The sequence below is a fragment of the Haloprofundus marisrubri genome (genome assembly GCF_001469955.1).
GTDB classification, from domain to species: Archaea; Halobacteriota; Halobacteria; order Halobacteriales; family Haloferacaceae; genus Haloprofundus; species Haloprofundus marisrubri.
Window position 1 is genome coordinate 44,384 of sequence record NZ_LOPU01000037.1, and the last position, 26,415, is coordinate 70,798.

Below are 26,415 nucleotides of genomic sequence, written 5' to 3' on the forward strand. Positions count from 1 at the left end.
GTGATTAAGAGCACTAATCGCCACGTAATCGGGAGAATCGTGAACGAATGTCCACACCTATCGCTGCAGAATTCGGGGGTGACGAACTGATATGGAGGCGTTGTTACAGACCGACCTCTCGGCGGTCGTCGAGGGAGTCAACATGCTGTGGGTCCTCACGGTCACGTTCCTCATCTTCTTCATGCACGCGGGCTTCGCTATGCTGGAGGCCGGACAGGTTCGCTCGAAGAACGTCGCCAACCAGTTGACGAAGAACCTGCTGACGTGGAGCGTCGGCGTCATCGTCTTCTTCCTCGTCGGCGCGGGCGTCTCGAACCTCGTCGGCGGAACCGGGTTCGCCGAGTCGTTCGCCTACATCAACGGCGGTTCGGCCGCGTGGGTGAGTTGGCTGTTCGGTGCAGTGTTCGCCATGACCGCCGCCACCATCGTTTCGGGGGCCGTCGCCGGTCGCGCGAAACTCCGCGCGTACGTTACGTACACCATCCTGCTCGCGGGCGTCATCTACCCCGTCGTCGTCGGCTTCACGTGGGCGGGCGGCTTCCTCGCCGAGATGGGCTTTCACGACTTCGCGGGCGGCATGATTGTCCACGGGATGGGCGGCATCGCCGGCCTCACCGCGGCGTGGGTCATCGGCCCGCGCATGGACCGCTTCAACGACGACGGCACGGCCAACGTCATCCCCGGTCACTCGCTGTCCTTTGCGGTGCTGGGCACGCTCATCCTCGCGTTCGGTTGGTACGGCTTCAACGTCGGCACCGCCGCCGCGCCGCTGGCGGAAGGTGGCACGGAACTCGCTGACTTCGCGTACGTCGGCCGCGTCGCACTCGTCACGACGCTCGGCATGGCTGCCGGCGCAATCGGCGCTGCGGGCGTTGCGCTTCTGAAGACGGGCAAAGTCGACACGCTGTACGTCGCCAACGGCCTGCTCGCCGGTCTGGTGGGCATCACCGCCGTCGCCGACGCCATCGTCTGGCCCGGTGCGCTCGTGCTCGGCCTGCTCGCCGGTGCGCAGCTACCCATCGTCTTCGAGTTCGTCGAGAAACGCCTCAGAATCGACGACGTCTGTGCGGTGTTCCCCGTCCACGGCTCCGCGGGTATCATGGGTGCGGTCCTGTTCCCGTTCTTCGCCGTCGACGGCTTCTCCGTGGGTCAACTCGTGACGCAGGTTATCGGCGTCGGCGTTATCGGCCTGTGGACCGTCGCCGCGACGGTTGTCGTCTTCGGCGCGATTCGCGCTCTCGGCGAGGCTCGCGTCACGCCCGCACACGAGCGTGAGGGTCTCGACACCTCCGAACACGGCGTCGACACCTACCCCGAGTTCGGCCAGCCCGACGGTGCTGTCGCCGACGGGGCGGGCGTCCGTACCGACGGAGGAGTTACCGGTACGCGCGTCGAACGCACCAACAACGGTGAGAACGAATGAGCAGCGAACTTCCGAACGACGGCGGAATCAAGATGGTCGTCGCCATCATCCGCCCCGACAAACTCGGTGACGTGAAGAAAGGACTCGCCGCCGCCGGCGCGCCGTCGCTGACGGTGACGAACGTCTCCGGCCGTGGGTCACAGCCGGCGAAAAAAGGCCAGTGGCGCGGCGAGGAGTACACCGTCGACCTCCACCAGAAGGTGAAAGTCGAGTGCGTCGTCGCCGACATCCCCGCCGAAGACGTCGTCAGCGCGATTCGAGAGGCCGCGAACACCGGCGAACCCGGTGACGGGAAGATATTCGTGCTCCCCGTCGAGAGCGCCACGCAGGTCCGCACCGGCAACGAAGGCCCCGACGCGGTCTGAGCGGGCGTCTCTCGGTTTCCTTCATCTCTCGTTTCGTTTTAGGCGTACTCGACGCCTGAGCGGTGGCGCTACACGTAGCTGAAGACGAACAGGCAGAGGAACGCTATCAGGAGGAGTCCGAACAGGACGCCGACCGTTTTGAAGCGACTGCCCGGTTCGGTCGCTCCGCGGATTTCCAGTCCCATATCCATATCCATGGCCGTCATTCGTCAGGCTGCTGATAAATGACTTCTAGGCAACGAGTTTCGCCGAGAGAGAAACCCCGAAGCGCTCATGGGGCGAGTGGTCGTACACGCTGCTATGCCTTCGAAAGCGAAGAAAGCCCTGTTCGGACTCGTTGCACTGTTCGTCGTCGCCTCCGTCGCCCACTACGCGCTGTTCGGGTCGTTCCCGTTCGGCAAACCGCAGATGATGGACGACGAGGACGCCGAGACAGAGGAGAGCGAGGCCGACGCGGAAGCAGACGCCGCGCAGTAATCAACGCGACACCGTCGGCGACTCAGTAACTACTTTTTCGCCAGCGTTCGAACCGCGAGACATGAACACGTCGGGACAGACCGGTGCGGATGCACCGTTGACAGGGAAGACGTTCACAGAGCAGACGACGATTCGCACGCACGCGGGCGGAGGGAACCCGTGAACCACGAACGTTCCCGCGACCTGTACGGCCGGGCACTCTCGGTACTCTCCGGCGGCGTCAACTCCTCGGTGCGCGCGACGCGGCCGTACCCGTTCTTCGTCGAACGCGGTGACGGCGGCCACGTTATCGACGCCGACGGCAACCGGTACGTGGACTACGTGATGGGGTATGGTCCGCTTCTGTACGGCCACGACGCGCCAGAGCCGGTGCAGGCCGCGGTCCAAAAATACGCCAGCGCCGGACCGATGTACGGCGCGCCGACCGAGATAGAGGTCGAACACGCCGAGTTCGTCGCCCGACACGTCCCCTCCGTGGAGATGATTCGCTTCGTCAACTCGGGAACAGAGGCGACCGTCTCGGCGGTTCGCCTCGCCCGCGGGGCGACGGGTCGAAACAAAATCGTCATCATGCAGGGCGGTTACCACGGTGCTCAGGAGTCGACGCTCGTCGAAGGTGGTCCGGAGAACCCACACCCCTCCACGAGCGGTATCCCCGAGTCGTTCGCCGAACACACCCTGCCCGTGCCGTTCAACGACGAGGAAGCCGTCGCCGAAGTGTTCGAAGAACACGGCGACGATATCGCAGGCGTGCTCGTCGAACCCATCTTAGCTAATATGGGCATCGTCGCGCCCGTCGACGGCTACCACGAAACCCTACGAGACCTCTGTGACGAACACGGGTCGCTTCTCATCTTCGACGAGGTCATCACCGGCTTTCGGGTCGGGGGCCTCCAGTGCGCGCAGGGGAAGTTCGGCGTCACGCCCGACCTCACGACGTTCGGCAAAATCATCGGCGGCGGCTTCCCCGTCGGCGCTATCGGCGGCCGCGCGGAGTTGATAGAACAGTTCAGTCCCAGCGGCGACGTGTTCCAGTCGGGGACGTTCTCGGGACATCCGGTGACGATGGCCGCCGGCCACGAGTACCTGAAATACGCCGCCGAGAACGACGTGTACGAACACGTCAACCGACTGGGCGAGAAACTTCGCCGCGGCATCGCCGACATCTGCGAAGACCAAGCGCCCGAATACACCGTCGTCGGCAGCGACAGCATGTTCAAGACGGTGTTCACCCGCGAGGGGCCCGCCGACCTCGACGGGCAGTGCGAGGCCGGCTGTCAACAACGCGCCGACTGCCCGCGTTTCGACTACTGTCCGAAAACCGGTGCGGACGTGGCGAAAGCGGACACGGAACGCTGGGAGCGCATCTTCTGGCAGGAGATGAAAGACCAAGGAGTGTTCCTCACGGCGAACCAGTTCGAGTCGCAGTTCGTCTGCTACGCGCACACCGACGAGGACATCGAGGAGACGTTGGAAGCGTACAAAGAGGCGTTGTGAGGAAATCCCAGTTAAGCCCAGCAGTCAGTCACGCCGGATTCAGTTGTCGGCGATGTACGCGCTGGTAAGATACCCAGAGAGTCCAAACACGACGAAACCGGCTGCGAAGTACGTCACCGCGGATTGTGGCTGATTCGCTGGCCATCCAACTGTCGTTTCTACGACAAGCCTAAACAACAGGTAGAGCCCGCCAATCAAGGCGATATATTTGAAGAACAGTTTGTTCATATCGGTAGACGTTATTTGTTGTCGCTTAGCTTATGATTTGTGAAATAGTGCGCTCGTTACCAGAGTAGACGAGTCTGAGTGAAACCCATACGCTCAGCGCTCGAATCTCGAAACGAGTTCGTCTCTCGACTCACGCCACGCGGCGACGATTCTATCCGATAACGGGTCCGACTCCCACGACTCTATCTCGTCGTTCTCGTCCAACCAGCCCACGGTTCGTTTCACTCCTTCTTCCCAGCCGATGGTCTGCTCGTGGTCCAAATCGCGTTTCGCCTTCGAGTTGTCGAAGACGGTGCTGTACTGGAAGTGGTCTCTGAGTCCACCCGTGCGCTCGGGTGCGACTTCGAAGAGCACGTCGGAGGGAACGTGGACCAACTCGGGGTCGGGTGCGTCGAGGGCGGCGGCCACACCCCGATGGTACTCGTTCCACGTCAGATGCTCCTCGGCGGTGACGTGGTAGGCTTCGCCCTCGACGACGGACCCCTTCGCTTCCACTGCAGCGACGAAACTCCGGGCCACGTCGTCGCGGTGACACGGTGCCCAGACGGAGGTGCCGTCGCCGTGAACGACGACCGGTTTTCCCGCACGAATACGGTCGATGTAGCTCGTCCGGTCGCCGAGCGAGTGGATGAGCCGACCACCTTCGCCGTAGGTGTGCCACGGGCGAAGCACGACGGCCGGAAAGCCCGACTCCTCGTACGCCTCGAAGAACACGTCCTCTGCGGCGGCTTTCTCTCTCCCGTAGTCGCTCGTCGGCGGCTGTCGCGGCGTCTCCTCGGTCAGCGGCATCCGTGAAACCGGTCGGGAGTAGACGTCGATAGTCGAGCAGAAGACGTAGCGGTCGACGGAGTCCGAAAAGGCTCGAACGGCGCTCTCGGCGTCGTCGGGAGAGAAACAAACCATGTCGACGACGGCGTCGAACTCGCGGCCGCCGAGTTGCTCTTCGAACTTCTCGTACTCGGTTCGGTCGCCGCGAATCACGGAGACCGAATCGGGTATCTGGGCGTCGGTTTCGCCGCGGTTGTACAGCGTCACGTCGTGGCCGGCGGCGACGAGTTGGCGCGTAATTGCGGTGCTGATGAGACCGGTGCCGCCGACGATGAGTACGTCCATAGCGAGTCGTCTCTCCGCGTGCCGAAGAATCCGCGGTCGAGGGCAAACGGGACGTGATGTACAGAACTGTTCGTCGATGCACCGACGTGGCGGACGAGATTTATCCCCGAAGCCGCGCTACTGTCGCGTATGAGCCCTCCCACCGACGAACCGACGACCAACCGAGACACCCGAATCGACGGGCCGACACCGACCAACGGGCCGAGTGGGTCGAACGGCCGAACCGACTCGGCGGGGTCGACCACCGAGAGCGTTCGCCGTATCCTCGACGAGTATCTCCCGTCCGCATCGGTCGACTCGAACTGGTGGTACTGGATAGCCGCAGTCCCCGCGCTGCTCGTCGTCTCGCTCGGCTTCGGCGTGAGCGCCTTCTTCCTCGCATTGCTGGGCGTCGGCCTCGACATCGCGGGCTTCATGGGCCTCGCGTCGGCAGGTTTCGGCCTGCTGTTCTTCGTCGTCGCCTCGCTTCTGGTGCTCGTGAGCTTCGTCGTCGCGGTGCTGTTCCCGGTGGCGATGTACGTCGACGCCCGCGCCGTCGAGGATGCCGACTTGGGCTGGAACCCCGACCCCGTGCTGTACTTCCTCGGCGCGGTGTTCGCCGTCGTGGCGACGAACTTCCTGTTGAGCGTCCCGCTGTCGGTGTACTACCTCTACAAGCGCCACGGCGCTCTCGGGCGGCCGTGAGTGTGAGAAACACCCGTCGAACCGTCCGCAGGCGGAACTGAAGCCCTTTTCAGGGTCCGACGCCCACCGACGCACATGAGTACTCACGGGACACTCCGCCTCGCCACGCGAGGGTCGGACCTCGCGCTGCGACAGGCCGCGAGCGTACAGGAGGCGCTCGCCGGACGCCGCCGCGACGTCGAACTAGTGGAAGTCGAAACCCGCGGCGACCAGATTCAGGACGAACTCATCCACCGTCTCGGCAAGACCGGGGCGTTCGTCCGCTCGCTCGACGAGAAGATTATCTCCGGAGAGGTCGACGCCGCGGTCCACTCGATGAAAGATATGCCGACCGACCAGCCGAACGAACTCCTCGTCGCCGGCATCCCCGAGCGCGCGGCAGCAGGCGACGTGCTCGTGACGCCCGACGGCCACGAGTTGGACCAGTTGCCGAGTGGCGCGACGGTCGGCACGTCGTCGCTGCGGCGGCAGGCGCAACTGCTCAACGCCCGACCCGACCTGACGGTCGAACCGCTGCGCGGCAACGTCGACACCCGCATCGAGAAACTGCTCGCGCCGTCGCTGCAGGCAGAACACGAAGCGCGCGTCGAAGCCGACAAAGACAGAAAAGGAAACGTCGGCAACGACGACTACGAACCCGAGTACGACCAGCGACCCGAAGAGTGGTTCGACGGACTGAGCGAACTCCAGCGCAGCGCACTCGGCCGCGACGTTGACGTCGAGTACGACGCCATCGTTCTCGCCGAAGCGGGTCTCAATCGAAGCGGCCTCGACCATCACGTGAACTACGCCCGCCTGCCGCGCAAACAGTTCGTCCCCTCGCCCGGACAGGGCGCTATCGCGGTGACCAGCGTCGACGGCGACGCCGCAGAAGCCATCCACAAAGCCATCGACCACCCGCGGACGCGCGTCGAAACGACCGTCGAACGGACGATTCTCTCGGAACTCGGCGGTGGGTGCGTCGCCCCCATCGGCGTGTTCGCACTCGTACAGGGCCGGCACGTCCACACCCGAGTCCAAGTTCTCGGCCGCGACGGCGAGGAGACGGTGGAAGCGACGCGCGACCTGCCGGTGGAGAACCACGCCGTCGCCGCTGCGGAGTTCGCCGCCGACCTCAGAGGGCGCGGGGCGGCCGACCTCATCGAGGAAGCCAAACGCGACGCCGACGAGGCGGTGAACCAGCGAGAGGCCCGCGAGGACGAGGAGGACGCGGCGGAATGAGCGACGGAGGCGACGCGGGTGAGGCGAGCGAGACGGAAGTACCCGACGCCGAGTCGGACCCGGAGACGGCCCCCGGTGTCGTCTACCTCGTCGGCAGCGGTCCGGGCGACCCCGACCTCATGACGGTGAAAGCCCAGCGCTTGCTCGAAGAAGCGGACGTGGTGCTGCACGACAAACTGCCGGGTCCCGAGATTCTCGGCCAAATCCCCGAGGAGAAACGCGAAGACGTCGGCAAACGCGCCGGCGGCGAATGGACGCCGCAGGAGTACACGAACAAGCGTCTCGTCGAACTCGCCCGCGAGGGGAAGACGGTCGTCCGTCTGAAGGGCGGCGACCCGTTCGTCTTCGGCCGCGGCGGCGAGGAAGCCGAGCATCTGGCGAGCGAAGGAATCCCCTTCGAGGTCGTCCCGGGCATCACCTCGGCAATCGGCGGTCCCGCCGTCGCCGGAATCCCGGTGACTCACCGCGACCACGCTTCCTCGGTTTCGTTCGTGACGGGTCACGAAGACCCCACGAAGGAGGAGTCGGCGGTGAACTGGGAGGCGCTGGCCGCAACAGGAGGAACCATCGTCGTCCTGATGGGTGTCGGTAAACTGCCCGACTACACGAAGGCGCTCCGCAGTGCCGGAATGAACCCCGAAACGCCCGTTGCGCTGGTCGAACGCGCGACGTGGCCGAACATGCGCGTCGCCACTGGAAATCTTGAAGATATCGTCGACGTACGCGACGAGTACGACATCGAACCGCCCGCCATCACCGTCATCGGCGAGGTGGCCGGAACACGAGAACGAGTGTTGGAGTTCCTGCGAAACGAGTCCGAGTCGGAGACAGAACCTGAGTCGCAGACGGGGACCGAACGATGAGTCAGGAAGTCCGCGTCGCCGTCTTCCGGCCGAACGACGAGCGACTGCAGAATGCGATAGAACTACTCGACTCGCTCGGCGCGACGCCCGTCGACGACCCGATGCTGGCCGTCGAACCGACGGGACAGAAACCACGCGAAGACGCCGAGTACGCCATCCTGACGAGCAAAACGGGCGTCGAACTCGTCGCCGACGCCGGATGGACGCCCGAGGAAACGACGCTCTGTGCTATCGGCGACAGCACCGCCGCCGTGATGCGCGACCACGGCTTCAGCGTCGATATCGTCCCCGACGAGTTCTCGTCGACCGGACTGGTCGAAACGCTCCGCGACCGAGTCCCGGGCGCACGCGTCGAAGTCGCCCGCAGCGACCACGGCTCACCCGTGTTGACCGACGGCCTCGAAGCCGCCGGTAGCTACGTCCACGAGACGGTTCTCTACCGACTCGTCAGACCGCCGGAATCCGGAAAATCGGCCGAGATGGCCGCAAAAGGAGAGCTAGAGGCCGCACTGTTCACCTCCTCTCTGACCGTCGGACACTTCCTCGACGCCGCGGCCGAACGCGGTGTCCGAGACGAGGCGATTGCAGGGCTGAACGACGCCGTCGTCGGCGCTATCGGCGACCCGACGCGCGAGACGGCCGAAGCACAGGGTATCGATGTCGACGTGGTTCCAGACGCCGCCGACTTCGAGGAGTTGGCGTGCGCTGCCGTCGAAGCGGCCGCACCGACGTATCACGAGTAAACGAGAGAGACGGCGCTTTCTATCGGGGTTTCCTCGGTCGCCAGCGAACGTGAGTCACACACTGCGACACGACCCGAACTGTTCGGCAGGTCACGTCGTCACGTCTGTCCCCCCGCGCTCCGGTTCTTGGGTTCGTCGGCGGCGGACGACGAGAACCGGGCCGAGCGAACGGTCGGCGACGCGTTCGGTCTCTTCGCCGAAGACGAGCGAGCGCAGCGACGGCGCGCGTTCACCCATCACGACCACGTCGTGGTCGGCGGCGACGTCGGCGGTGTCCGAGACGGGGTCGTCGGTGGCGACGACCGCCGCCGAAAGCTGTTCGGGAGAGACACCGCCGTCGATAATCGTCGCCGTCACGTCGGCGACGAGTGGGTCCTCGTCGGGCGATTCGACCGCCGGGTCCGCCGCCGAGGAGACGGCGCGAAACAGCGTCACCGTCACGTCGCGTCCGGCGACGAGCGAAGCGACGACACGCCCGACGTGGTCGATATCGACGTCCGGGTGCAGCGGAACGAGCAGACGCTTGACGTCGGGTGCAGGGTTGCTGATGAGGTAGGCGTCGCAGTCGAGTTCGTCGGCGACTCGGTCGACCGTCTGTTCTTCGCCGTGGGTGAACACCAGCCGACTCTCTACCTCGTCTTCGAAGAGCGTGGTCACTTCGTCGATTTTCGACTGCGCGAGCTCTTCGAACTCCATTCGCGCCTGTCCGGGCGGCGTCTGCTCGGGGACGACGTAGTACCCCAAGACGACGACCGACGCCGGGGCGAGAAACGTCGCCAGTCCCGTCGGCAACGACTCGCCTTCGAGAACGCGCAGCGGAATCAGGATTCGCGGTGTGTCGGCCATCAGAACACCCCCTTCAGTCGAACGTCGCGGGCGTAGTACAGATACCAGCCGCCGGAGACGACCATGACGAGGAGGCCGACGAACTGCGAGAGCGGGCGCATGAAGAAGACGAGCGCGAAACTGGCGAGTGCGCCGACGGCGGGAGTCACGGGATGGCCGGGTGTCCGGAACGCCGGGTCGTACCACTCCGGCGGCGAGCGACGCAACACGAGTAGCGCGACACACATCAGCGCGTACATCACGAGATGGAGAAACGACGCGACCTCCGCGAGCACCTGAACCTCGCCGACGGCGACGAGTACGAGCACCGGGCCGCCGGCGGCGACGAGCGCGATGTGCGGCGTGCCGTAGCGGAGGTTGAGTCGAGCGGGCCACCGCGGGACGAGGCGGTCGCGACTGAGCGCGTACACCGCTCTCGACGAACTCAGAATGGAGGCGTTCGCGCTCGACAGCGTGGCGAGCAGTCCGGCGACGAGAATGGCGACCGCGCCCCCGAAGCCGAAAAAGGAGCGGGCGACCTCGACGATGGCGGTCTGGCCGAACTCGGAGAGACGCTCGCTCCCGAAGGCGCTGGTGGCGACGAAGATGGTCGTCACGTAGAGCGCGCCGACGGCGAGCACCGACCCGACCATCGCCAACGGGAGATTTCGAGCGGGGTTCTTCACTTCGCCGGCGACGGTCGCCACCTGTGCGAACCCGAGGTACGACGTGAAGACGAGCGCGGCCGTCGTCAGAATCGGCGCGGTGCCGAACGGCGCGAACGTCTCGGGGACGGCCCGACTGCCGACGACGCCGAGCGCCGAGAGCGACCCGTAGCCGAGAAACGTGACGAGAATCGTGAGCAGAACGCCGACGACGACGTTCTGTAGTTTCGCGGCGTTCTCGGTTCCCGTGACGCTCAACAGCGTCAGAACGGCTCCGAAGAGCAGCCCAAGCGGTGTCACGAGACCACTAAGCGAGATACCGGCTTCGGCGAACACGGCCGCGGCGTAGCTGCCGAAGCCGACGAGATAGAACGCCGAGGCGAAGACGAGACCGAGCCAGAGACTCGTGCCGACGACGGTGCCGAATCCGGAGCCGAGACCACGTGAGATGAAAAAGTAGCCGCCGCCGCTTCTCGGCATCGCCGTCGCCAACTCCGCGGTCGGTAGCGCGACGGCGAGGGCGACGACCGCACCGATAGCGAACGATATCGCCGCGGCGGGACCCGCCCGTCCGGCGGCGAGACCGGGGAAGACGAAGATGCCCGCGCCGACCATCGTGCCGACGCCGATGGCGAGTGCACCCGTGAGTCCGATAGTGCGCTCCAGTTCGACGCTCTCCTCGTACACCGTCGTCTCGGCAGTCGTCTCCACCGTCTCCGCCTCCGTAGGGACGGTTTTCCCGTCATCGACCTCACCGAGGTCGTCCGTGAGAGACATATCCTAGCTAGCCACAAGCATCACGAAAAACCTAGTCAGCCCGGACACGAGTCCTCGGACGAACGACACTGACGGGCAAGTCGCCGTTACGCGCGAACAGGCAGGGGCATCGACGCACGCATCGGCCACGACGAACAGAATCTGAGTAGCGGCTCGGTGTCCGGACCGGAGAGTCCAGCGGCCGCAAAGAGCTCGTTTTCGTCGATTGTCGCCGTTGCCGGGGCGAACACCGGAACGTTGCGATGGATATCGAGCGACCGGAGGCTCCCACCGGCCGCGCCGAACACTCGTCCGTGCTCGGCGAGCCACCGGTCGAGTTCGGTGTCGCCGGCATCGAGACTGTCGAGTTTCGGTGCGTACGTCGCATCGAACGTCGCCGACGGAGCGCCGACGCGTCTGCGGTCGCTCCGGAAGCGAAACCCTTCGTCGACGTACTCGAACGTCGCGTCGCTTGCGACGTACGGAACGGCCGAACTGTGGCGGAACAAGGGTGCCAGAAGATGGTCACCGGCGTCGACGCTGAACAGGTAGCGTCCTTCGTGGCCACGGTGGCGGACGTACGTCTGCAGTCGGAGTTCGGGAAACGTCCGGCCGGGCAGATGCGACAGCCCACGGACGCCGAGTCGGTCGGCGAGAAACGCGACGACGGAGAGCCACGCTGTCTCGTCGCGGACCGCCAGTTCCAGCGGGTACGGCACTCGCCGACGAATCGACTCGGGGTCGACCGGCCAGTGGGCGAGTAAGACGTTGCGAGCAGTCATCGTCAACAGTGGCGACCGAAGCGCCGGCGACCGAGTCGTCATGGACGGCCGATACGCCGTCGATGGCTATGGCCATTTTCCTCCGGCGGAGGCGAGCGTTTAAACCCGAAGCCGACCCATCCTCCGTCGATGTCCGCCGGTCCCGTCCCCGAACTCCGCGCACGCGCCGAGGCCTGTGCCGACCACCTCCGAAGCGCCGACTCCGTGCTTCTCGCCTCCCACATCGACGCCGACGGGTTGACGAGCGCCGCCGTCGCTTCGAGCGCGCTCGAACGCGCGGAGATTCCCTTCGACACCGTCTTCTCGAAGCAACTCGACGCCGACGAAGTCGCCGCCATCGCTGCGACGGACCACGAGACGGTGCTGTTCACCGACTTCGGCAGCGGCCAACTCGATATCATCGCCGACCACGAGTCCGGGGGCGCGTTCACGCCCGTCGTCGCCGACCACCACCAACCCGCCGACGCCGACACCGAGTTCCACCTCAACCCGCTGTTGTTCGGCCTCGACGGCGCGTCGGAGCTCTCCGGTGCGGGCGCGAGTTACGTGCTCGCCCGAGCGCTCGAAGGAGCGGAGGGCGACAACCGCGATTTGGCGGCGCTGGCCGTCGTCGGCGCGGTCGGCGACATGCAGGACTCTGACGGCGCGCTTCACGGCGCGAACGAGGGAATCGTCGAGGAGGGTGTCGAAGCAGGTGTACTCGAATCGAACACCGACCTCACGCTGTACGGCAAGCAGACTCGTCCCTTGCCCAAGTTGCTCGAATACGCCAGCGACGTACGCATTCCCGGCATTTCGAACGACCACGCCGGCTCCATCAAATTCCTCGACGACCTCGATTTGGACCTGAAAGCCGACGGCGAATGGCGGCGGTGGGCCGACCTCACCGCCGAAGAGCGACAGACTGTCGCCAGTGCGCTCGTCCGCCGCGCCGTCGCCAGCGGCGTGCCCGCCGAGCGAATCAACTCGCTCGTCGGGACGGCGTACACCCTCGTCGGCGAGGAGACGGGTACGGAACTCCGCGACGTGAGCGAGTTCTCCACCCTTCTGAACGCGACGGCCAGATACGACCGCGCCGACGTCGGACTCGCCGTGTGTCTCGGGAATCGAGACGGCGCGCTCGACAGAGCCCAGAAACTGCTTCGCAACCACCGCCGAAACCTGTCGGAAGGGTTGCAGTGGGTCAAGACCGAGGGCGTCACGAGCGAGGAACACGTGCAGTGGTTCGACGCCGGAAGTCGAATCAGAGAGACTATCGTCGGCATCGTCGCCGGGATGGCCGTCGGTGCGAGCGGAATCAGCCGGAGCAAACCCATCGTCGCGTTCGCCGAGAAGAACGACGAGGAGGTCAAAGTCTCCGCACGTGGGTCACATTTCCTCACCCGCGAGGGACTCGACCTCTCGGTGGCGATGCGCGACGCCTCCCGCGCCGTCGGCGGCGACGGCGGCGGCCACAACGTCGCCGCCGGGGCGACGATTCCGAACGGGAAACGGGAGGCGTTCGTCGCCGAGGTGGACCGTATCGTCGGCGAGCAGTTGGAGTAACCACGGGAAGTAAAACAGAGTTCGAGAGCGGGCAGCGAACTCCGAACGGGAGCGTGAGTCTCGAGAGCATAATTCAGCGATAACCTACGCGAACGTTATATTGTCATCCATCCTACGAATGGTATGCGGCTCGTACAGGTTCTCATTCCCAACGGTACACGCGAATCGGTCCTCGCTGCGCTCGACGAGGAGACCATCGACTACGCGGTGTGGGAGGAGACAGGGCGTGGTGACTTCGAAGCGCTCGTCTCGTTTCCCATCCCCGAAAGCGGCGTCGAACCGGTTCTCGACAGACTCGAATCGGCGGGCATCCGCGAAGACGCCTACACGATTGTGATGGCGACGGAGACGGTCATCTCCGAGCGGACCAATCTCTTGGAGAAGCGCTACAAGGGGCTCCGGATTTCACGCGAGGAACTCGTTGCGCGGGCCGAAGAACTCGCTCCGGCGGGGTCGACGTACGTCGCGTTCCTCGTGTTGAGTACGATGATTGCCACTGCGGGGTTGCTCTCCGATTCGGCGGCGACGATTATCGGTGCGATGGTCGTCGCTCCCTTGATGGGTCCGGCAATCACTGCCAGCGTCGGGACCGTTCTCGGTGACGAACGACTCGCATCCCGAGGGGTGACGTTCCAAGTGTTCGGACTGTGCCTCGCCATCGCCGTCGGTGCGACGATGGGATTCCTGCTCAAAGACACCTTCATGCTCCCCCCGGAACTCGACATCCGAGAGATACCCCAAGTCGCCGAACGGACCACTCCGACGTTTCTCTCGCTGTTTCTCGCGCTCGGGTCGGGAATCGCCGGTGCAATCAGTGTGATGCGCAACGCCGGGTCGGCACTCGTCGGCGTCGCCATCGCCGTCGCACTCATCCCGCCGGCAGCCACCGCTGGGTTGGGTCTCGCGTGGGGGTTCGATGGCGTCGCACTCGCCGCCGGAACGCTCGTTCTCGTGAACCTGCTCGCAATCAACCTCTCGGCGCTCGTTCTCTTCTACCTCGCGGGCTACCGGCCCGTCGGCGACGAGTCGTTCGACCAACGGGCGATTCGACGAAGCGTCATCAAACGTCTCGCAGGAATCGGCGTCGGGATGCTCCTCCTGTCGGTCGTTCTCGGTGGGGTCACCGCCGCCGAGTATCTCACCCACGAAATCGAAATCGAACTGACGCGTGAAGCGGCGGCGATGCTCGACGACCCCGAATACGACGGGCTGAACTACGAGGGAATCACCACCGAGTTCGACTTCGTCGATTACGCGACTTCGGAGGCGTACGAAATCGAAATTCTCGTCGGCGTCGAAGAAGGGACGGCCGTCCCGCCGGACCTCGCCCAGCAGTTCGACGACCATCTCACCGAAGCAACCGGTCTCGATATCGCGGTTCGGGTCGGGTTCCTCGACGAGCAGGTGTCGGATAGAGCCACCGCATAGCCGACGTATCGATGGCTTTGCACTCGTGATGGGCCGACACGCGCCAATTCACGGCCGGTGTGCCAATTCGTATATCGACATATAGTGTATGGGATCGATAACGTGGCGAAGTCGTCCCGGAGAACGAAACACAGCGCGCGAGGAGAGACAGTGTCGTAGTCGGCCGACCGCTCGCCCACCGCAGTGCGTAGCGTCGAGTAACTCCCCCGGCGTCACCACGTGGAATTCTATCTCGGAACGCCTAGCAGTCGAGGTCACGAACGAAGTGACGAGGCAGGCAGCGACGGTGTGCAGGCCGCCGAGCGTCTGTGTGCGAGCGACACGTCGGAGCGCTACGATAAACTAGATATCGAGATATGGAATGAGCGTTCGGAGCGTCGGACCGTCCGACTTTTGCGCTCGGCCCGCCGACTCACCGGTATGACCGATTTCGACCCCGAGAAGTTCGAGGACAAGTACGTCCACTACTTCCCGCAACTCCAGCGTGCGTACAAGAGCGCCTTCGAGACGATGAACGAGGAGTACGACTCGACGCTCATCCACGGCATCGACCAGCAGATTCTCAACGAATCCGAACCGGTCTTCGAGAACGGTCGGTTCCGGATTCGACTTCCCGAAGACCCCCACGGTCGACTCACGAGCGTCGTCGTCGACGACGAGAAACTGGATGCAACACTGGAGCGCTACGTCGACGAACTGGAGGCAGAACACCACCGGGTGTTCGGCGTCGAACGACCCTAAACGGGCAGTTGGAACGCTGAGTCCAGAGTTTCGTCTGCGTGATGACCGGACGAACCAAAGGCATAAGACGCCACACCGCCAAGCCGCGCACATGAGCACGGAGCCACAGGACGCCGACGACGACCTCAAAGAGCGCGTCACCAACTTCCTGCGACGTAACTTCCCGCAGATTCAGATGCACGGCGGCAGCGCCGCCATCCAGCACCTCGACCGAGAGAACGGCGAAGTGAGCATCGCCCTCGGCGGTGCCTGCTCGGGATGTGGCATCTCGCCGATGACCATCCAGGCTATCAAGAGCCGAATGGTCAAAGAGATTCCCGAAATCAACAAAGTCAACGCCGACACCGGAATGGGCGGCGGCGGTGGCATGGGTGGCGACGGCGGCATGAGTCCGTCGTTCCCCGGCGAGACGACCGGCGACGACGACGGCGGCAGCGACGAAGGCCCCCAAGCCCCCTTCTAACGCCGTTTTAGGCTCGTCTACACTGCAGTAGCGTCGGCTTAGCACCCGGAAACATACCCGTGTTTTATTCCCGTTAGCGACGGACAGTGAGGTATGAGCGACGAGTCTCCCACGAACGTGTTGTTCGTGGTGATGGACACGGTTCGAAAGGACCACCTGACCCCGTACGGCTACGAGCGACCCACGACGCCCGGCCTCGAATCGTTCGCCGAGGAGTCGATGGTGTTCGAACAAGCCGTCGCACCCGCGCCGTGGACGCTGCCGGTCCACGCGTCGATGTTCACCGGGATGTACCCGAGTCGTCACGGTGCCGACCAGGAGACGCCGTATCTCGACAACGCAACCACGCTCGCGGAGACGCTGTCGGCCGCAGGCTACGACACGGCCTGTTACTCCTCGAACGCGTGGATTACACCCTACACCCACCTCACCGACGGTTTCGACGACCAGAACAACTTCTTCGAGGTGATGCCCGGTGACTTGCTCTCGGGGCCGCTGGCGAAAGCGTGGAAGACCCTCAACGACAACGAACGCCTTCGCGCCGTCGCCGACAAGTTGGTCAGCCTCGGCAACACCGCCCACGAGTATCTCGCCGACGGTGAGGGTGCTGACTCGAAGACGCCCGCCGTCATCGACCAGACGATGGAGTTCATCGAGAAGAGCGACCGGTCGTTCGCCTTCATCAACCTGATGGACGCTCATCTCCCGTACCACCCGCCGAAAGAGTACAGAGAGAAGTTCGCACCCGGCGTCGACTCGACGGAGGTCTGCCAGAACTCCAAGGAGTACAACTCCGGCGCACGCGACATCACCGACAGCGAGTGGGAGGATATCCGCGGGCTGTACGACGCCGAAATCGCCCACATCGACGACCAACTGACTCGGCTGTTCGACTGGCTCAAAGAGACCGACCGCTGGGACGACACGATGGTCGTCGTCTGTGCGGACCACGGCGAACTCCACGGCGAACACGACCTGTACGGCCACGAGTTCTGCCTGTACGACCCGCTCATCAACGTCCCGCTGATGGTCAAACATCCCGAACTCGGCACGGGTCGCCGCGACGACCAAGTCGAACTGGTCGACCTCTATCACACCGTTCTCGACGCACTCAACGTCGAAGGCGGCAAACCCGCCTCCCCCGGCGAAGACGTGGTCGCCCGCGACGAGACACGGTCGTTGCTCTCCGCATCGTACCGCGAGTTCGCAGACGCCGACTCGCCCGACCCCGGGCAGAAGGGGTCACCCGACGGCGACTACGCCTTCGTCGAGTACTCCCGACCTATCGTCGAACTCAAACAACTGGAGGAGAAGGCGAAAGCCGGCGGCGTCACGCTTCCCGAGGACTCCCGCTTTTACTCGCGGATGCGCGCGGTGCGCCGCCCGGACGTCAAGTACGTCCGCATCGACCGCATCCCGAACGAAGCGTACCGTCTGGACGAGGACCCCGGCGAACTGACGAACCTCGCCGGCAAGGGCGACGAGAAAATCGAGGCCGCAGAACAGGCGCTGGCGCGCTTCGAAGAGGCCGCCGGCGGCGCGTGGACCGGTGCGGACGACGTCGAAGTGACCGACGACGCGCTGGACGACATGGACGACACGACCCAAGAACGGCTTCGGGACCTCGGCTACATGGAGTAGAGTCCGAAAGCTCCCGCAATCGGTGGTTAACGAAGCCCTCTCCCCGCTTCCCACGCCCGCAACAGCGCCGCAAGCGTCCGATTCGTCGGAACGTCGAGACGATGTCGCTCCGCGCGAGCGACGACTTCTCCCGAAATGGCGTCGACTTCCGTCCGGCGTCCGGCGTCGATATCCTGCAGCATCGACGACCGGTTGTCTGCCGTCGCGTCGACGACCCGCGAAAGCGCGGTTCGTGCGCGGCGGTTCGGGAGTGAGACGCCTTCAGCACGGGCGACACGGGCTGTCTCGCGGGCGGCAGCGTGTGCCAACTCCGCAGCGTCGCCGTCGGTGAGCGCGCCGTTTTCCACCCGTGAGAGCGCCGTCACCGCGTTGATACCGGCGTTGACCGCGAGTTTCGTCCAGCGACGCCGCGGCATATCCGTGGCGACGAGCGTTTCGAGACCGGCGGCGCGAAACGCCCGCCCGACTCGCTCGGCGACCGGGTCGGGACCGCCGTCGAGCGAGCCGAGAACGATTCGGCCGACGCCCGTGCAGTCGACGTGGCCCGGTTCGAGCAGTCGTGCGCCGTAGGTGGCGGTCCCGGCAAGGACGGGCGCGTCAAGTTCGTCGGTGAGTATCTCTTCGGTGAGACCGTTCTGCAGTGAGAGGACGGCGCCGAACTCGCCGGTGGCGAGTGTGTTCGCCGCCTCGGCGGTGTCGAACGCCTTCACCGTCACCAACGCGAGGTCCGCCGAGAGATTCGCGCCGTCGGTCGTCGCGTCGGGCGTGGTGTGGGTCTCGACGGCCCCCGAGACGCGGAGGCCGGACTCGCGGACGCGACTCGCGTGGGGGTCGCGGGCGACGAGCGTCACGTCGTGTGCGCGCGCGAGCAACCCGCCGACGAGACTGCCGAGACTCCCAGCACCGAAGACGACGACGTCCATACCGCCTCTCTCGAAGCGGGCGATAAAAAGGCGTTCAGTTGGGGGCCGACCGCGGTTCGACGGTACTCGACCCTGTTCGACTACCGTTCGTCGACGGACTCAGTCCTCGGTCCAGTAGTAGAGGTCCTCTTTTGGCGACGAACAGTTGGGACACTCGTCGGGGAGTCCGTCGTCTATCGACCCCATCTCGCCGCACTCGGTACAGCGCCACATCAGGTAGCCCTCGCCGAACTCCTGACCGACGCGGGCGTGTTCGACGCTCAGCGCTTCCATCCCCTCGCGCATCGTCACGTAGAAGCCGCCTTCGTCGAAGCCGCGGATGGTCCCGAGTTGGGTGCCGTCGGAGTCGTAGACGGCCTCGCCCAAGTCGAGTCGTTCGAGTTCCGATTCGGACACGTCGTCTGGAGTCTCGCCACCATCTCCAACCATAGTCGAGGGTTCGGTGTCGACGGGGATAAAATTCTGCGCTGTGTCGACACCCCGCAAGCAGTCGGTCCGAGAAAGTCAACAGTCCGGTGAACGGTCGGTCGGAGAAGACGGACGGTCACCTGTCCCATCCGTTCGGCGGTTTCGCGTCTTGTGTGCGTAACCGCGCAACAGCGATATGAGTTCGAGTCTTCCTTTCGGCGCATGGACAGGTACACTCGACGAGAGTATCTCCGGTTCGCAGGTGTTGGGGCGGTCGGTGTCTCGACGAGTGGAGTCGCCGGTTGCCTTGGGGGGAGAGAGGCAGGGGCCGATGAAGGGAAAGCAGACAGTCCCGACCCGGGTGCGGAGACGGCGGGGTCGGACGCAATGGGGACGGGAACGACAACGGGAACCGACGAGGCCGAAGCGAGTCTGTGGGCGACGACGACGCTCACCGACGTGCGAACCGACGAGACGTTCACCATCGACCAGTTCGACCGACCCGTACTCGTCGAGACGTTCGCCGTCTGGTGTTCGAACTGCAAGCGCCAGCAGGACGAACTCATCGCGTTCCACGAGGCAGTCGGTGACGACGTCGTCAGCGTCGCGTTGAACGTCGACCAGAACGAGGATGCTGAAAAAGTGCGGACGCACGCCGACGAAAACGGCTACGACTGGCGATACGCCATCTCGCCGCCCGAGGTAACGAACGCACTCGTCGACGAGTTCGGGGTGAGTATGACGAACCCGCCGTCGGTGCCGATGGTGTTGCGGTGTCCCGACGGGAGCGCCCGTCGACTGAAAGACGGGCAGAAGTCTACGTCTTTCCTCCGCGAGCGGACGAACGGATGTTAGGCCGGTTCGTCGAGGTGTTCCTCCTCGGTGCGGCGACGCCGCTGACCGCCGCCTGCGCGCTCCCACTGTATCCGGGGTTTCTCGCGTATCTCTCCTCGCAGGACGAATCGCGCCCGATTCCGTCGGTCGTGCTGGCAGCGCTCGTCACCACCGGCGTCGTCGCGTTCATGGGCCTCATCGGCGTCGTCTTCTCGTTTCTCCTGCAGGTGTCGCTGACGCTCGTCGTCGAAGTCGTCTCGCCCGTCGCCTTCGCGGTGCTCGCCGTCTTCGGCGGCGTACTACTCGTTGGTGGCGACCTTACTCACCGGATTCCGACGCGAGAACCGCCGCAGTCGAGTCACCCGGTGCTCTCGGCGCTCGGCTACGGCTTCTTCTTCGGAGCTATCGTCCTCCCCTGTAATCCCGGCCTACTCGCGCTCTTCTTCGCGCGTGCCCCGGTGCTGTTCGACACACCGCTGGCAGGATTCGTGGGCTTTCTCTGCTTCGGCCTCGGCATGGGAACCCCGCTTCTGGCGTTCGGCGTCGTCTCACAGTCGGCCGGACAACGGGCGACCCGATGGCTCGCGCGACGGAGCGACCCGATAAACCGGGTGACGGGTGCGATAATGCTCCTCGTCTCGGCGTACTACCTGCTCGTCGTCTTCGACGTCGCGGGCGTCTCGAACGTCGTGGAGCCAGTGTTCGAGGCTATCTTCGGACCGCTGTTCGACGCCACGTCCGCGATTCGAGGGTGAGCGGCCGGCCGATTGCGCTCCCGAATGCGTTTCGCGCTTACTCCGGCGGCGCGTCCCACTCCTCACCGGCGTCTTGCGGGTCGTAGCCGACGGTCTCGCGGGCGTGGTCGAGGTCGTCGAGCCATCGTCGGCTGTTTTCGCTGACGCCGTAGAACTGGTCCCACTCGACGGAGTCGTCGCGAAGACAGCAGTCGACGAGGTGCGCGAGGTCACGGCGGGACTGCCACAGACCCTTGAGTCGGGCGACCTGTTCCTCGTAGGCGTCGCTGCCGCGTTCCCACTTTCCATCTTCGACGCCGCGTTCGGCGTCGCCGTAGGGGTGGTCGTACTCGGGCGCACGAACCGACCCGATACGGAGCGCGTAGAATCGGATGCCGTGGGATTCGGCGGCGAGGCGGCCGAGGTCTTCGCCGTAGCTCTTCGTCAGGCCGTACCGCGAGTCCGGGCGATGCGGTTCGGTGTGGTCGACTTTGACTCCTGCATCGTGGTACACCTCGGGCGCGTTCCGTACCTCGACCATGCCGACGGCGTGGTTCGAGGAGGCGAAGACGATACTGTCGAGAGCGGCGTCGACGGCCGCCTCGTAGACGTTGTGAAGCGCCTCGAGATTGTCCGACTGCGGCTTCGACCAGCCGAGTTCGCGCGAGTCGGGGCCGCCGGTTCCGGGGACGAGCGCCAGATGGACGACTGCGTCTTTCCCTTCGAAGTGCGGGCGAATCGCGTCGTAGTCGCGCACGTCGGCGACGACGCTGTCGTGCGGAGTGTCCTCGGCGGGCGGGTCGACGTCGAGCAGCGTAAACTCGTACGCCTCGTCGTCGCCGAGGTGGTCGGTGATAGCGGTTCCGACGACGCCGTGGCCGCCGGTGATGAGTACGTCCATACCGTGTTACTGCAGCGGTCGACGATAGCTGCTCGCGTCGGCGAACCCGCAGGTCGCCGTCGGGGAAGTCACGTGACGCCTGTGCGCTGCGCGTATTTCGCTACGGAATCGGGGACCGAGAGAGCGTTACATGAAGTCCGCGATACCGCTTTGTTTGTTCTTGTCGTTCTCGAAAACGCTCTCTAAGCTCTTCTTGAGCACTTCGAGGCGCTGTTTCGTGTAGTCGCGACAGCCGAACTCTTCGGCCACCTCGATGGAGGTGTCCATGTACTTGTTCACCGAGCCCTGATGGACTGTGAGATTGACGCGGCCACCGCACTCGCGGCAGTCACCGGTGAGCGGCATTCGTCGGTATTTCTCGCCGCAGTCGAGACAGCGCGTTTTCTGCCGCGAGAACGCCCGGAGGTTGCCGATGAGGTCCGGCAAGAAGTGGTACTCGATGACCCGCTCTGCGACGTCCGTCTCGTCGACGGCGCGAAGTTTACGCGCGAGGTGAAGTTGGGCGTCCATCTTCTCGGTCATCGACCCGAGCGTCTTGTACGCCGACAGCGCCGGCCCGAGGTGGATGTCCGTGGTGTCGTGGGTGTGGTAGAACTCCGTGTATTCGAGGTCCGTCCCCAGATTGTCCTCGGCGATGGTGATGAGTTCCTCTACCTCGCCGGGGTCGGCCATCTCGCGGGTGGCCTCGTAGAACTCTCTGGGGTACTGTCGGACGATGTCCATGTTGTGCGCCTCGTCGTCGATTTCGGAGGGGTCGATGCGCGAGGACATCACGAGCGGCGCGTCCATCTGCCCGCCGCGTTTGTCGGGCAGAAACTCCTTCGAGAAGTTCAGGAGACCGTCCATGAGGAGCATGACGCAGTCTTCGTCGCCGTCGCATTGGCCGACGTAGAGGTCGTTAGCGACGAGAGTATGCGTCTGCTCAACAGTAAGACAGTACGTGTGGTCGACATCGCTCTTGACGTACTCGACCGAAACGACTTCGTCAAGGAGTACGTCGCCACCGTCACCGAAGAGTCGTTGTGAACGGAGTTCGGTCGCGGCCAGCGCAGTCTCTATCGTAGCCTGTTTTCGGTCGAGATGGAATCCGATTTCTTCGGCGAAGCGTGCGGCGTTTTCGGAGGTTATCTTGAGGACGGTTGCTTCGAACGTCGGTGACTCATCGTAGAAGTCAGCAACGACACCCGAACTGATGGTACGTGCCTCAGAGTACGTCTTCGTGGCGATTCCAAACCGCTTGAGGAGACCGATGACGTCCTGCGAAAGTTTGTCACTAACCGTGTGGGCGCGAATCTCGACACGGTCACTCGACGCACTTCCATCGCCGCTGAAGTATGCGGAGAGGAACGCGGCAACAACCCCACGAGTCGACGAAGTGACGCAGTTGGGAACGCGCTTCGATTCGGCTCGGGCGCCAACGTCGAGGATGTCGGAGAACAGCGCTGCGACGAGGCGGCTCGATGCTGTCACTTTCCACTTGTTCTCCTCGTAAGCCTCAATCCCGAGCGCGTTTGCGAAAGCGTCTATGACTGCCGTACGTGCCTCCGTGTCTGGGGTGCAGATTGTCGTCTGATAGAACTGGCCAGCTTTGCGACGGGTGAACCCCTCAGCCGCGTAGTATCCGAGAAGAGTACCGACGTCTTCGTCGACCGTCAACTGGCGAGACACGGTTGTTGTATCCCGGCGGATACCAAGCTTGACGTCGGTGGGAACGCGTTTAGCGACGCTCTGTTCGCCTACCAGTTCGCTGAGGACGCTGACGGGAACACTGTCTCTACCGACCCAGTTGTAAACTGTCGATTGACTAACCCCGAGCGTCTCGGCGGTAGCCTTACAGTAACCTTTGCCGGGCGTCACGTCGTCTAACAGTGTTTTGAGCCGCTCAGCGCCGAGACCACGAATCACGAGGTCGTCGTTTGGAATCGACTCAACCGCGAGGAACTCCTCTAAGAGGTCGAATTCGGCCCGTTCTCCGTCGAAGGAGACAGCCTCTGGCGCCGGGAGTTCGTCACCAACTTGGAGAGAGTGGGCCTCCACTGGTTCGAGTCCTTGGTTCCATCGGCGGAGTTTGTGGTCTGCCGTTACAGTGAGTGTGCGACCGCTCCGTGTCTCCACCTGTACCAAGTGGTCGGGCGACTGGTGCTTCGAGACCGACTCTACACGACTCAAACACGGACTGTCGTCGGGACCGACTGCAGGAACGAATACGTCTCTCTCCAGTTCCTGCACCAGCGTCCCGAAATCGTCCGTCTCGGGGTTGTCGAGTCGCGCTTCGACGAGCGATTCGATGTCGTCGTAGTGCCATTCACCCGCTTCGTCCTCGAACCAGACCCTCGTCTCCGGGTGGAAGCAGTTGCGACGTTTCGCTGCGTGAAAGTACGGATGTGCGTAGCCGACAGCCGCCGACGTGAACCCGACGACCCGTCCGACGACCGCTGCGCTCGTGTGCGGAGCCATCCCGAACACGAGTTCGCCGATGAGGTCGTCGCGCTCGTTCACCTCGTAGAACGCTGGAAGCCCGTAGTAGCTCTCCAAGAGGTCGTCGACGAAGTTCGCGGTCTTCAGCATGTGTTCGGCCGCGCCGTCCGAGAGCACGATGTCTTGGACTCTGAGTTCGAGCAGTTGGTCGTCGTGGCGCAGCGGTTCGCCGTCGATGTCGCGGTCGTAGCCGAGTTCGCGGAAATGTTCGGCCGTCACGTCGAGTTCCTCGGGTCGAACGGCGGTGACCGGCAGGTCCGTCATGTCGTAGCGGACGGTTCCGTCCTTGAACGCCGTGACGCCGTGTTTCGCACGGAGGATGCCTTTCTCCATTGCCTCCGGCGTTTTGTGTGCCGACGTGAGTCCCTTGACCCCTTTCAGAATCTTGTAGGAGGCTTTGCGCTCGCCGACGGCGTCCAGCGCATCCGAGAGTTCGCCGCCGACGTCGACGTCGTGCCAGTCGGGACTCTCGACTTCGCGCTCACAGCGTGGGCAGACGACGCGACCCGCTTCGTCGGGTTCGACCTCGATTTCGCAGTCGATGCACTCGTAGTACGGTTCGGTGTGGCCGCCGCAGGACGGACAGTTCGGCTTGTACGTGTGTTCGCCGCAGGCGGCGCACTCGCGGCGGCCGACCCGCACGCCGACGATACCGCGTCGGCCCCGGTCGTCCATCTTTCGAGCGGCCTCACCTACGTCGCGTTGGCTGCCGCCGGCCTCGCCGATGGGGAACAGCGTGTGAACCGCCGGCGAGAGGTCACGGCTCATCGACTTCTCCGGTCGGCCCATCCGGTTGCCGATTCGGGTCGGCGCGCGCTCCTGTATCGTAAACGGTGCAATCTCGTTGACCGCTTTCATCGCGTTGTCGCCGCCGTCCCACTCACGGGCCTCCGCCGACAGGTCGTCTGCGTCCCACGTCTTTCGAAGGCCGTCGTCGACGCCGAGCGTCCGCGCGAGCAGTCGCCACGCCGGAATCCGAAGCGCGTCTTCGGTCTGGGAGTGTTCGACGAGCAGATGTTCGAGCGTCTTCCTCGTGGTCTCGGTGCGTTCGATGGCGAGCAATCCGTCGGTCAGTTCGCCGGCGGCGACGGCGTCGGCGAGTGCCTCGAACTCAGTGACAGAAATGTCGTGCCAGAGGTAGGTGAACTCGGGGTGCAGCGGCGCGTCGTACTCCGTGGCCCACTCTAGCGCTTGTTCGGCGGTCGGCGATTCGAGGTCGACCCGCGGCGAGTCTCGGAGCGCCTGTACGTCCGCGCCGGCGTGGTCGAGGTCCTGTATCCACCACTCGGGCGTGTAGGAGGCGGGCGCGAGCGGGTGGTTGTTCTCGATGAATTCTCCAAAATTGACGAGATACTCGCCGAGGTCCAGAATCTTCTCGACGCCGTTTCGAATCTCCAGTGCCTCCTCGGGGTCGTCGACGCGCCGAACGTCGCCGTTGGCGAGGCGGACGGTCGGCCCTTCGATGGAGTCGACGGGGACGACACCGCCCGCTTTGCCGGGCCGTTCGGTCTTTATCTGGGTGCCGGTGGCGATGAAGTCGTCGACGATGTGCATCGTCGCCGGGTGGACGCCCGCCGTCGCGAAACCGTGGTTCCGCGCCCGGCCGTATCTGAGGCGGAAGCCGCCTTCCTCGGACGGGTGACCGAAGACGGGGCGACCGGCGATGAGGTCGCGGAGGAACTTGGTCGCGGGTTCGACGCGCGGCGGGCCGTCGGGTTCGATGGAGTCGAGGCCTTCGGCGTCGACGGCCTCCTCGTCTGCGTCCGGCGCGTCCGCTGCGTCTGCCGATTCCTCGTCGCCCTCGGCTTCTGTCTCGGCCTCCTTGTCGTCGTCTTTGCCGATGGTGCCGTCGATGAGGTCTTGGAGCCACGGCCAGTCGACTTCGTCGAGTTGGCGGGTGTAACGTTGAATCTTCGGTGCTTTCAGCGCGATACCCTCGGCCATGACGAGACACATCCCGCCGCGGGCGGAGTTGGTGTCGACGCGGTCGAGGTCCCGATACCCCGACACCTCCTCGTCGCCGGTCGCCTCACCGTCGAGCATGATGGGCATGTTCCGCGCGATAAAGCGCGTCTCCTTGTCCTTCGGCGAGTACTGTAATCCGGTTTCCTTGTCGTAGAGGTCGACCTCCTCGACGTAGCGTTCGACCTCGTCGTCGCGGGCTTTGTACTCGTCGAGGCCGATGAGCGTCCGCGTGTAGTCGGCGACCAGAACCGAGAGCGCCTGTGCGGTCCCGCCGGCGGAGCGAATCGGGCCGGCGTAGTAGACGTTGACGAACTCGGTTCCGTCGTCGTTCGAGAGGATTTCGACCCGGTCGATGCCTTCGATGGGCGCGGCGACCACACCCTCGGTGAGGAGAGCAACGGCCGTCCGAACCGCGCCTTCGACTTTGCCTGCTCGGGTGTCGTAGTCGCCGACGCGGCCCTCCGCGAAGTCCTCGGCCAGTGCGAGTGCGGCCTCCTCGCGGGACATCTGTTCTTCGAGTTCGCGGACCCGTTCGGCGACGCCCTCGATTTCGAGGATGTTCTCGACACGGTCGGCCATGTCTTTGGCGACTGGAATCTCGACTTCCGTGCCGGGGTCTTTCCCCTGCTCGCGGGCGGCGTCGGCGAGTTCGAACGCTTCGTCGAGGCGGTTCTCGATGCGCGCGAAGTAGCGCTCGTCGTCCGGTCTCACG

Annotated in this window: 25 protein-coding genes; 15 read left to right on the forward strand and 10 right to left on the reverse strand. The window is 64.4% G+C overall.

Annotation, left to right across the window (positions count from 1 at the left end; all coding sequences use genetic code 11):
• The first annotated feature begins 91 nt into the window (after nt 1-91).
• Both AUR64_RS17900 and AUR64_RS17905 read left to right on the forward strand, forming a co-directional pair.
• Complete coding sequence (locus AUR64_RS17900) at nt 92-1,423, forward strand: ammonium transporter (protein WP_058583336.1); 1,332 nt, start codon at nt 92-94, stop codon at nt 1,421-1,423.
• Nucleotides 1,420-1,788, forward strand: coding sequence for a P-II family nitrogen regulator (locus tag AUR64_RS17905; protein ID WP_058583337.1), 369 nt, complete (start codon nt 1,420-1,422; stop codon nt 1,786-1,788). The genes AUR64_RS17900 and AUR64_RS17905 overlap by 4 nt, the downstream gene beginning before the upstream one ends.
• A gap of 68 nt (nt 1,789-1,856) precedes the next feature.
• On the opposite strand, the gene AUR64_RS21295 is transcribed toward AUR64_RS17905, so the two are convergent.
• A complete protein-coding gene (locus tag AUR64_RS21295; RefSeq protein WP_276203547.1) occupies nt 1,857-1,985 on the reverse strand; it encodes a hypothetical protein in 129 nt (42 codons plus the stop codon).
• Between the two features lie 103 nt (nt 1,986-2,088).
• Here AUR64_RS21295 and AUR64_RS20985 point away from each other — a divergent pair, with 103 nt between their 5' ends.
• Both AUR64_RS20985 and hemL read left to right on the forward strand, forming a co-directional pair.
• Nucleotides 2,089-2,265 carry a hypothetical protein gene (locus AUR64_RS20985; protein WP_169794675.1) on the forward strand — a complete coding sequence of 59 codons (177 nt, stop codon included), beginning with the start codon at nt 2,089-2,091 and terminating at the stop codon, nt 2,263-2,265.
• A gap of 159 nt (nt 2,266-2,424) precedes the next feature.
• Nucleotides 2,425-3,762 carry a glutamate-1-semialdehyde 2,1-aminomutase gene (gene hemL / locus AUR64_RS17915; protein ID WP_058583339.1) on the forward strand — a complete coding sequence of 446 codons (1,338 nt, stop codon included), beginning with the start codon at nt 2,425-2,427 and terminating at the stop codon, nt 3,760-3,762.
• A 39-nt stretch (nt 3,763-3,801) separates the two neighbouring features.
• Here the strand turns inward: hemL and AUR64_RS17920 are convergent, their stop codons facing one another.
• Both AUR64_RS17920 and AUR64_RS17925 read right to left on the reverse strand, forming a co-directional pair.
• On the reverse strand, nt 3,802-3,990 hold the full coding sequence (locus AUR64_RS17920; protein WP_058583340.1) for a hypothetical protein: 189 nt from the start codon (nt 3,988-3,990) through the stop codon (nt 3,802-3,804).
• A gap of 93 nt (nt 3,991-4,083) precedes the next feature.
• Nucleotides 4,084-5,103: an NAD-dependent epimerase/dehydratase family protein gene (locus tag AUR64_RS17925; RefSeq protein WP_058583341.1), complete on the reverse strand. Its 1,020-nt coding sequence runs from the start codon at nt 5,101-5,103 to the stop codon at nt 4,084-4,086.
• A gap of 129 nt (nt 5,104-5,232) precedes the next feature.
• On the opposite strand from AUR64_RS17925, the gene AUR64_RS17930 reads away from it, so the two are divergent.
• The 4 genes from AUR64_RS17930 to AUR64_RS17945 all read left to right on the forward strand — a co-directional run bounded on the left by AUR64_RS17930 (nt 5,233) and on the right by AUR64_RS17945 (nt 8,614).
• Nucleotides 5,233-5,787, forward strand: a complete 555-nt coding sequence (locus AUR64_RS17930) for a hypothetical protein (RefSeq protein ID WP_058583342.1) — start codon at nt 5,233-5,235, stop codon at nt 5,785-5,787.
• A gap of 75 nt (nt 5,788-5,862) precedes the next feature.
• Nucleotides 5,863-7,008: a hydroxymethylbilane synthase gene (gene hemC, locus AUR64_RS17935; protein WP_058583343.1), complete on the forward strand. Its 1,146-nt coding sequence runs from the start codon at nt 5,863-5,865 to the stop codon at nt 7,006-7,008.
• Nucleotides 7,005-7,871 (forward strand): uroporphyrinogen-III C-methyltransferase, encoded by an 867-nt coding sequence (gene cobA, locus AUR64_RS17940; protein ID WP_082230847.1) that lies wholly within the window; start codon nt 7,005-7,007, stop codon nt 7,869-7,871. The genes hemC and cobA overlap by 4 nt, the downstream gene beginning before the upstream one ends.
• Entirely contained in the window at nt 7,868-8,614 is a 747-nt protein-coding gene (locus AUR64_RS17945; RefSeq protein WP_058583344.1) for a uroporphyrinogen-III synthase, read from the forward strand. The genes cobA and AUR64_RS17945 overlap by 4 nt, the downstream gene beginning before the upstream one ends.
• Before the next feature lie 90 nt (nt 8,615-8,704).
• Here AUR64_RS17945 and AUR64_RS17950 read toward each other — a convergent pair whose 3' ends face one another.
• The 3 genes from AUR64_RS17950 to AUR64_RS17960 all read right to left on the reverse strand — a co-directional run bounded on the left by AUR64_RS17950 (nt 8,705) and on the right by AUR64_RS17960 (nt 11,684).
• Nucleotides 8,705-9,460 (reverse strand): universal stress protein, encoded by a 756-nt coding sequence (locus AUR64_RS17950; protein WP_058583345.1) that lies wholly within the window; start codon nt 9,458-9,460, stop codon nt 8,705-8,707.
• Nucleotides 9,460-10,881 carry an APC family permease gene (locus AUR64_RS17955; RefSeq protein ID WP_058583346.1) on the reverse strand — a complete coding sequence of 474 codons (1,422 nt, stop codon included), beginning with the start codon at nt 10,879-10,881 and terminating at the stop codon, nt 9,460-9,462. The genes AUR64_RS17950 and AUR64_RS17955 overlap by 1 nt, the downstream gene beginning before the upstream one ends.
• A gap of 86 nt (nt 10,882-10,967) precedes the next feature.
• Nucleotides 10,968-11,684: a YqjF family protein gene (locus AUR64_RS17960; RefSeq protein ID WP_058583347.1), complete on the reverse strand. Its 717-nt coding sequence runs from the start codon at nt 11,682-11,684 to the stop codon at nt 10,968-10,970.
• An 87-nt stretch (nt 11,685-11,771) separates the two neighbouring features.
• On the opposite strand from AUR64_RS17960, the gene AUR64_RS17965 reads away from it, so the two are divergent.
• The 5 genes from AUR64_RS17965 to AUR64_RS17985 all read left to right on the forward strand — a co-directional run bounded on the left by AUR64_RS17965 (nt 11,772) and on the right by AUR64_RS17985 (nt 17,460).
• Entirely contained in the window at nt 11,772-13,187 is a 1,416-nt protein-coding gene (locus AUR64_RS17965; RefSeq protein ID WP_058583348.1) for a single-stranded-DNA-specific exonuclease RecJ, read from the forward strand.
• Between the two features lie 123 nt (nt 13,188-13,310).
• Nucleotides 13,311-14,615 carry a TIGR00341 family protein gene (locus AUR64_RS17970; RefSeq protein WP_058583349.1) on the forward strand — a complete coding sequence of 435 codons (1,305 nt, stop codon included), beginning with the start codon at nt 13,311-13,313 and terminating at the stop codon, nt 14,613-14,615.
• A gap of 420 nt (nt 14,616-15,035) precedes the next feature.
• The gene (locus tag AUR64_RS17975) at nt 15,036-15,356 is read left to right on the forward strand and encodes a DUF5783 family protein (protein ID WP_058583439.1); all 321 of its coding nucleotides are present in this window, start codon (nt 15,036-15,038) and stop codon (nt 15,354-15,356) included.
• A 91-nt stretch (nt 15,357-15,447) separates the two neighbouring features.
• Entirely contained in the window at nt 15,448-15,819 is a 372-nt protein-coding gene (locus tag AUR64_RS17980; protein WP_058583350.1) for a NifU family protein, read from the forward strand.
• 93 nt (nt 15,820-15,912) lie between these two features.
• Entirely contained in the window at nt 15,913-17,460 is a 1,548-nt protein-coding gene (locus AUR64_RS17985) for a sulfatase (protein WP_058583351.1), read from the forward strand.
• A 26-nt stretch (nt 17,461-17,486) separates the two neighbouring features.
• On the opposite strand, the gene AUR64_RS17990 is transcribed toward AUR64_RS17985, so the two are convergent.
• Both AUR64_RS17990 and AUR64_RS17995 read right to left on the reverse strand, forming a co-directional pair.
• A complete protein-coding gene (locus tag AUR64_RS17990; protein WP_058583352.1) occupies nt 17,487-18,383 on the reverse strand; it encodes a ketopantoate reductase family protein in 897 nt (298 codons plus the stop codon).
• Between the two features lie 99 nt (nt 18,384-18,482).
• Nucleotides 18,483-18,812 (reverse strand): DUF7130 family rubredoxin-like protein, encoded by a 330-nt coding sequence (locus AUR64_RS17995; RefSeq protein ID WP_058583353.1) that lies wholly within the window; start codon nt 18,810-18,812, stop codon nt 18,483-18,485.
• Between the two features lie 201 nt (nt 18,813-19,013).
• On the opposite strand from AUR64_RS17995, the gene AUR64_RS18000 reads away from it, so the two are divergent.
• Nucleotides 19,014-19,646: a TlpA family protein disulfide reductase gene (locus tag AUR64_RS18000; RefSeq protein WP_058583354.1), complete on the forward strand. Its 633-nt coding sequence runs from the start codon at nt 19,014-19,016 to the stop codon at nt 19,644-19,646.
• Entirely contained in the window at nt 19,640-20,380 is a 741-nt protein-coding gene (locus AUR64_RS18005; protein ID WP_058583355.1) for a cytochrome c biogenesis CcdA family protein, read from the forward strand. Before AUR64_RS18000 ends, AUR64_RS18005 begins: the two co-directional genes overlap by 7 nt.
• A 37-nt stretch (nt 20,381-20,417) precedes the next feature.
• Here AUR64_RS18005 and AUR64_RS18010 read toward each other — a convergent pair whose 3' ends face one another.
• Both AUR64_RS18010 and AUR64_RS18015 read right to left on the reverse strand, forming a co-directional pair.
• Entirely contained in the window at nt 20,418-21,260 is an 843-nt protein-coding gene (locus tag AUR64_RS18010) for an NAD-dependent epimerase/dehydratase family protein (protein WP_058583356.1), read from the reverse strand.
• Between the two features lie 126 nt (nt 21,261-21,386).
• Nucleotides 21,387-26,414, reverse strand: a complete 5,028-nt coding sequence (locus AUR64_RS18015; protein ID WP_058583357.1) for a DNA polymerase II large subunit — start codon at nt 26,412-26,414, stop codon at nt 21,387-21,389.
• Nucleotide 26,415: the final 1 nt, after the last annotated feature.

Excerpts from the sequence above, each read along its gene's own strand:
- AUR64_RS17900 (WP_058583336.1), top strand. The coding sequence starts at position 92 with ATGGAGGCGTTGTTACAGACCGACCTCTCGGCGGTCGTCGAGGGAGTC.
- AUR64_RS17905 (WP_058583337.1), top strand. The coding sequence starts at position 1,420 with ATGAGCAGCGAACTTCCGAACGACGGCGGAATCAAGATGGTCGTCGCC.
- AUR64_RS21295 (WP_276203547.1), bottom strand. The coding sequence starts at position 1,985 with ATGGATATGGATATGGGACTGGAAATCCGCGGAGCGACCGAACCGGGC.
- AUR64_RS20985 (WP_169794675.1), top strand. The coding sequence starts at position 2,089 with ATGCCTTCGAAAGCGAAGAAAGCCCTGTTCGGACTCGTTGCACTGTTC.
- AUR64_RS17920 (WP_058583340.1), bottom strand. The coding sequence starts at position 3,990 with ATGAACAAACTGTTCTTCAAATATATCGCCTTGATTGGCGGGCTCTAC.
- AUR64_RS17925 (WP_058583341.1), bottom strand. The coding sequence starts at position 5,103 with ATGGACGTACTCATCGTCGGCGGCACCGGTCTCATCAGCACCGCAATT.
- AUR64_RS17930 (WP_058583342.1), top strand. The coding sequence starts at position 5,233 with ATGAGCCCTCCCACCGACGAACCGACGACCAACCGAGACACCCGAATC.
- hemC (WP_058583343.1), top strand. The coding sequence starts at position 5,863 with ATGAGTACTCACGGGACACTCCGCCTCGCCACGCGAGGGTCGGACCTC.
- cobA (WP_082230847.1), top strand. The coding sequence starts at position 7,005 with ATGAGCGACGGAGGCGACGCGGGTGAGGCGAGCGAGACGGAAGTACCC.
- AUR64_RS17945 (WP_058583344.1), top strand. The coding sequence starts at position 7,868 with ATGAGTCAGGAAGTCCGCGTCGCCGTCTTCCGGCCGAACGACGAGCGA.
- AUR64_RS17950 (WP_058583345.1), bottom strand. The coding sequence starts at position 9,460 with ATGGCCGACACACCGCGAATCCTGATTCCGCTGCGCGTTCTCGAAGGC.
- AUR64_RS17955 (WP_058583346.1), bottom strand. The coding sequence starts at position 10,881 with ATGTCTCTCACGGACGACCTCGGTGAGGTCGATGACGGGAAAACCGTC.
- AUR64_RS17960 (WP_058583347.1), bottom strand. The coding sequence starts at position 11,684 with ATGACGACTCGGTCGCCGGCGCTTCGGTCGCCACTGTTGACGATGACT.
- AUR64_RS17965 (WP_058583348.1), top strand. The coding sequence starts at position 11,772 with ATGTCCGCCGGTCCCGTCCCCGAACTCCGCGCACGCGCCGAGGCCTGT.
- AUR64_RS17970 (WP_058583349.1), top strand. The coding sequence starts at position 13,311 with ATGCGGCTCGTACAGGTTCTCATTCCCAACGGTACACGCGAATCGGTC.
- AUR64_RS17975 (WP_058583439.1), top strand. The coding sequence starts at position 15,036 with ATGACCGATTTCGACCCCGAGAAGTTCGAGGACAAGTACGTCCACTAC.
- AUR64_RS17980 (WP_058583350.1), top strand. The coding sequence starts at position 15,448 with ATGAGCACGGAGCCACAGGACGCCGACGACGACCTCAAAGAGCGCGTC.
- AUR64_RS17985 (WP_058583351.1), top strand. The coding sequence starts at position 15,913 with ATGAGCGACGAGTCTCCCACGAACGTGTTGTTCGTGGTGATGGACACG.
- AUR64_RS17990 (WP_058583352.1), bottom strand. The coding sequence starts at position 18,383 with ATGGACGTCGTCGTCTTCGGTGCTGGGAGTCTCGGCAGTCTCGTCGGC.
- AUR64_RS17995 (WP_058583353.1), bottom strand. The coding sequence starts at position 18,812 with ATGGTTGGAGATGGTGGCGAGACTCCAGACGACGTGTCCGAATCGGAA.
- AUR64_RS18000 (WP_058583354.1), top strand. The coding sequence starts at position 19,014 with ATGGACAGGTACACTCGACGAGAGTATCTCCGGTTCGCAGGTGTTGGG.
- AUR64_RS18005 (WP_058583355.1), top strand. The coding sequence starts at position 19,640 with ATGTTAGGCCGGTTCGTCGAGGTGTTCCTCCTCGGTGCGGCGACGCCG.
- AUR64_RS18010 (WP_058583356.1), bottom strand. The coding sequence starts at position 21,260 with ATGGACGTACTCATCACCGGCGGCCACGGCGTCGTCGGAACCGCTATC.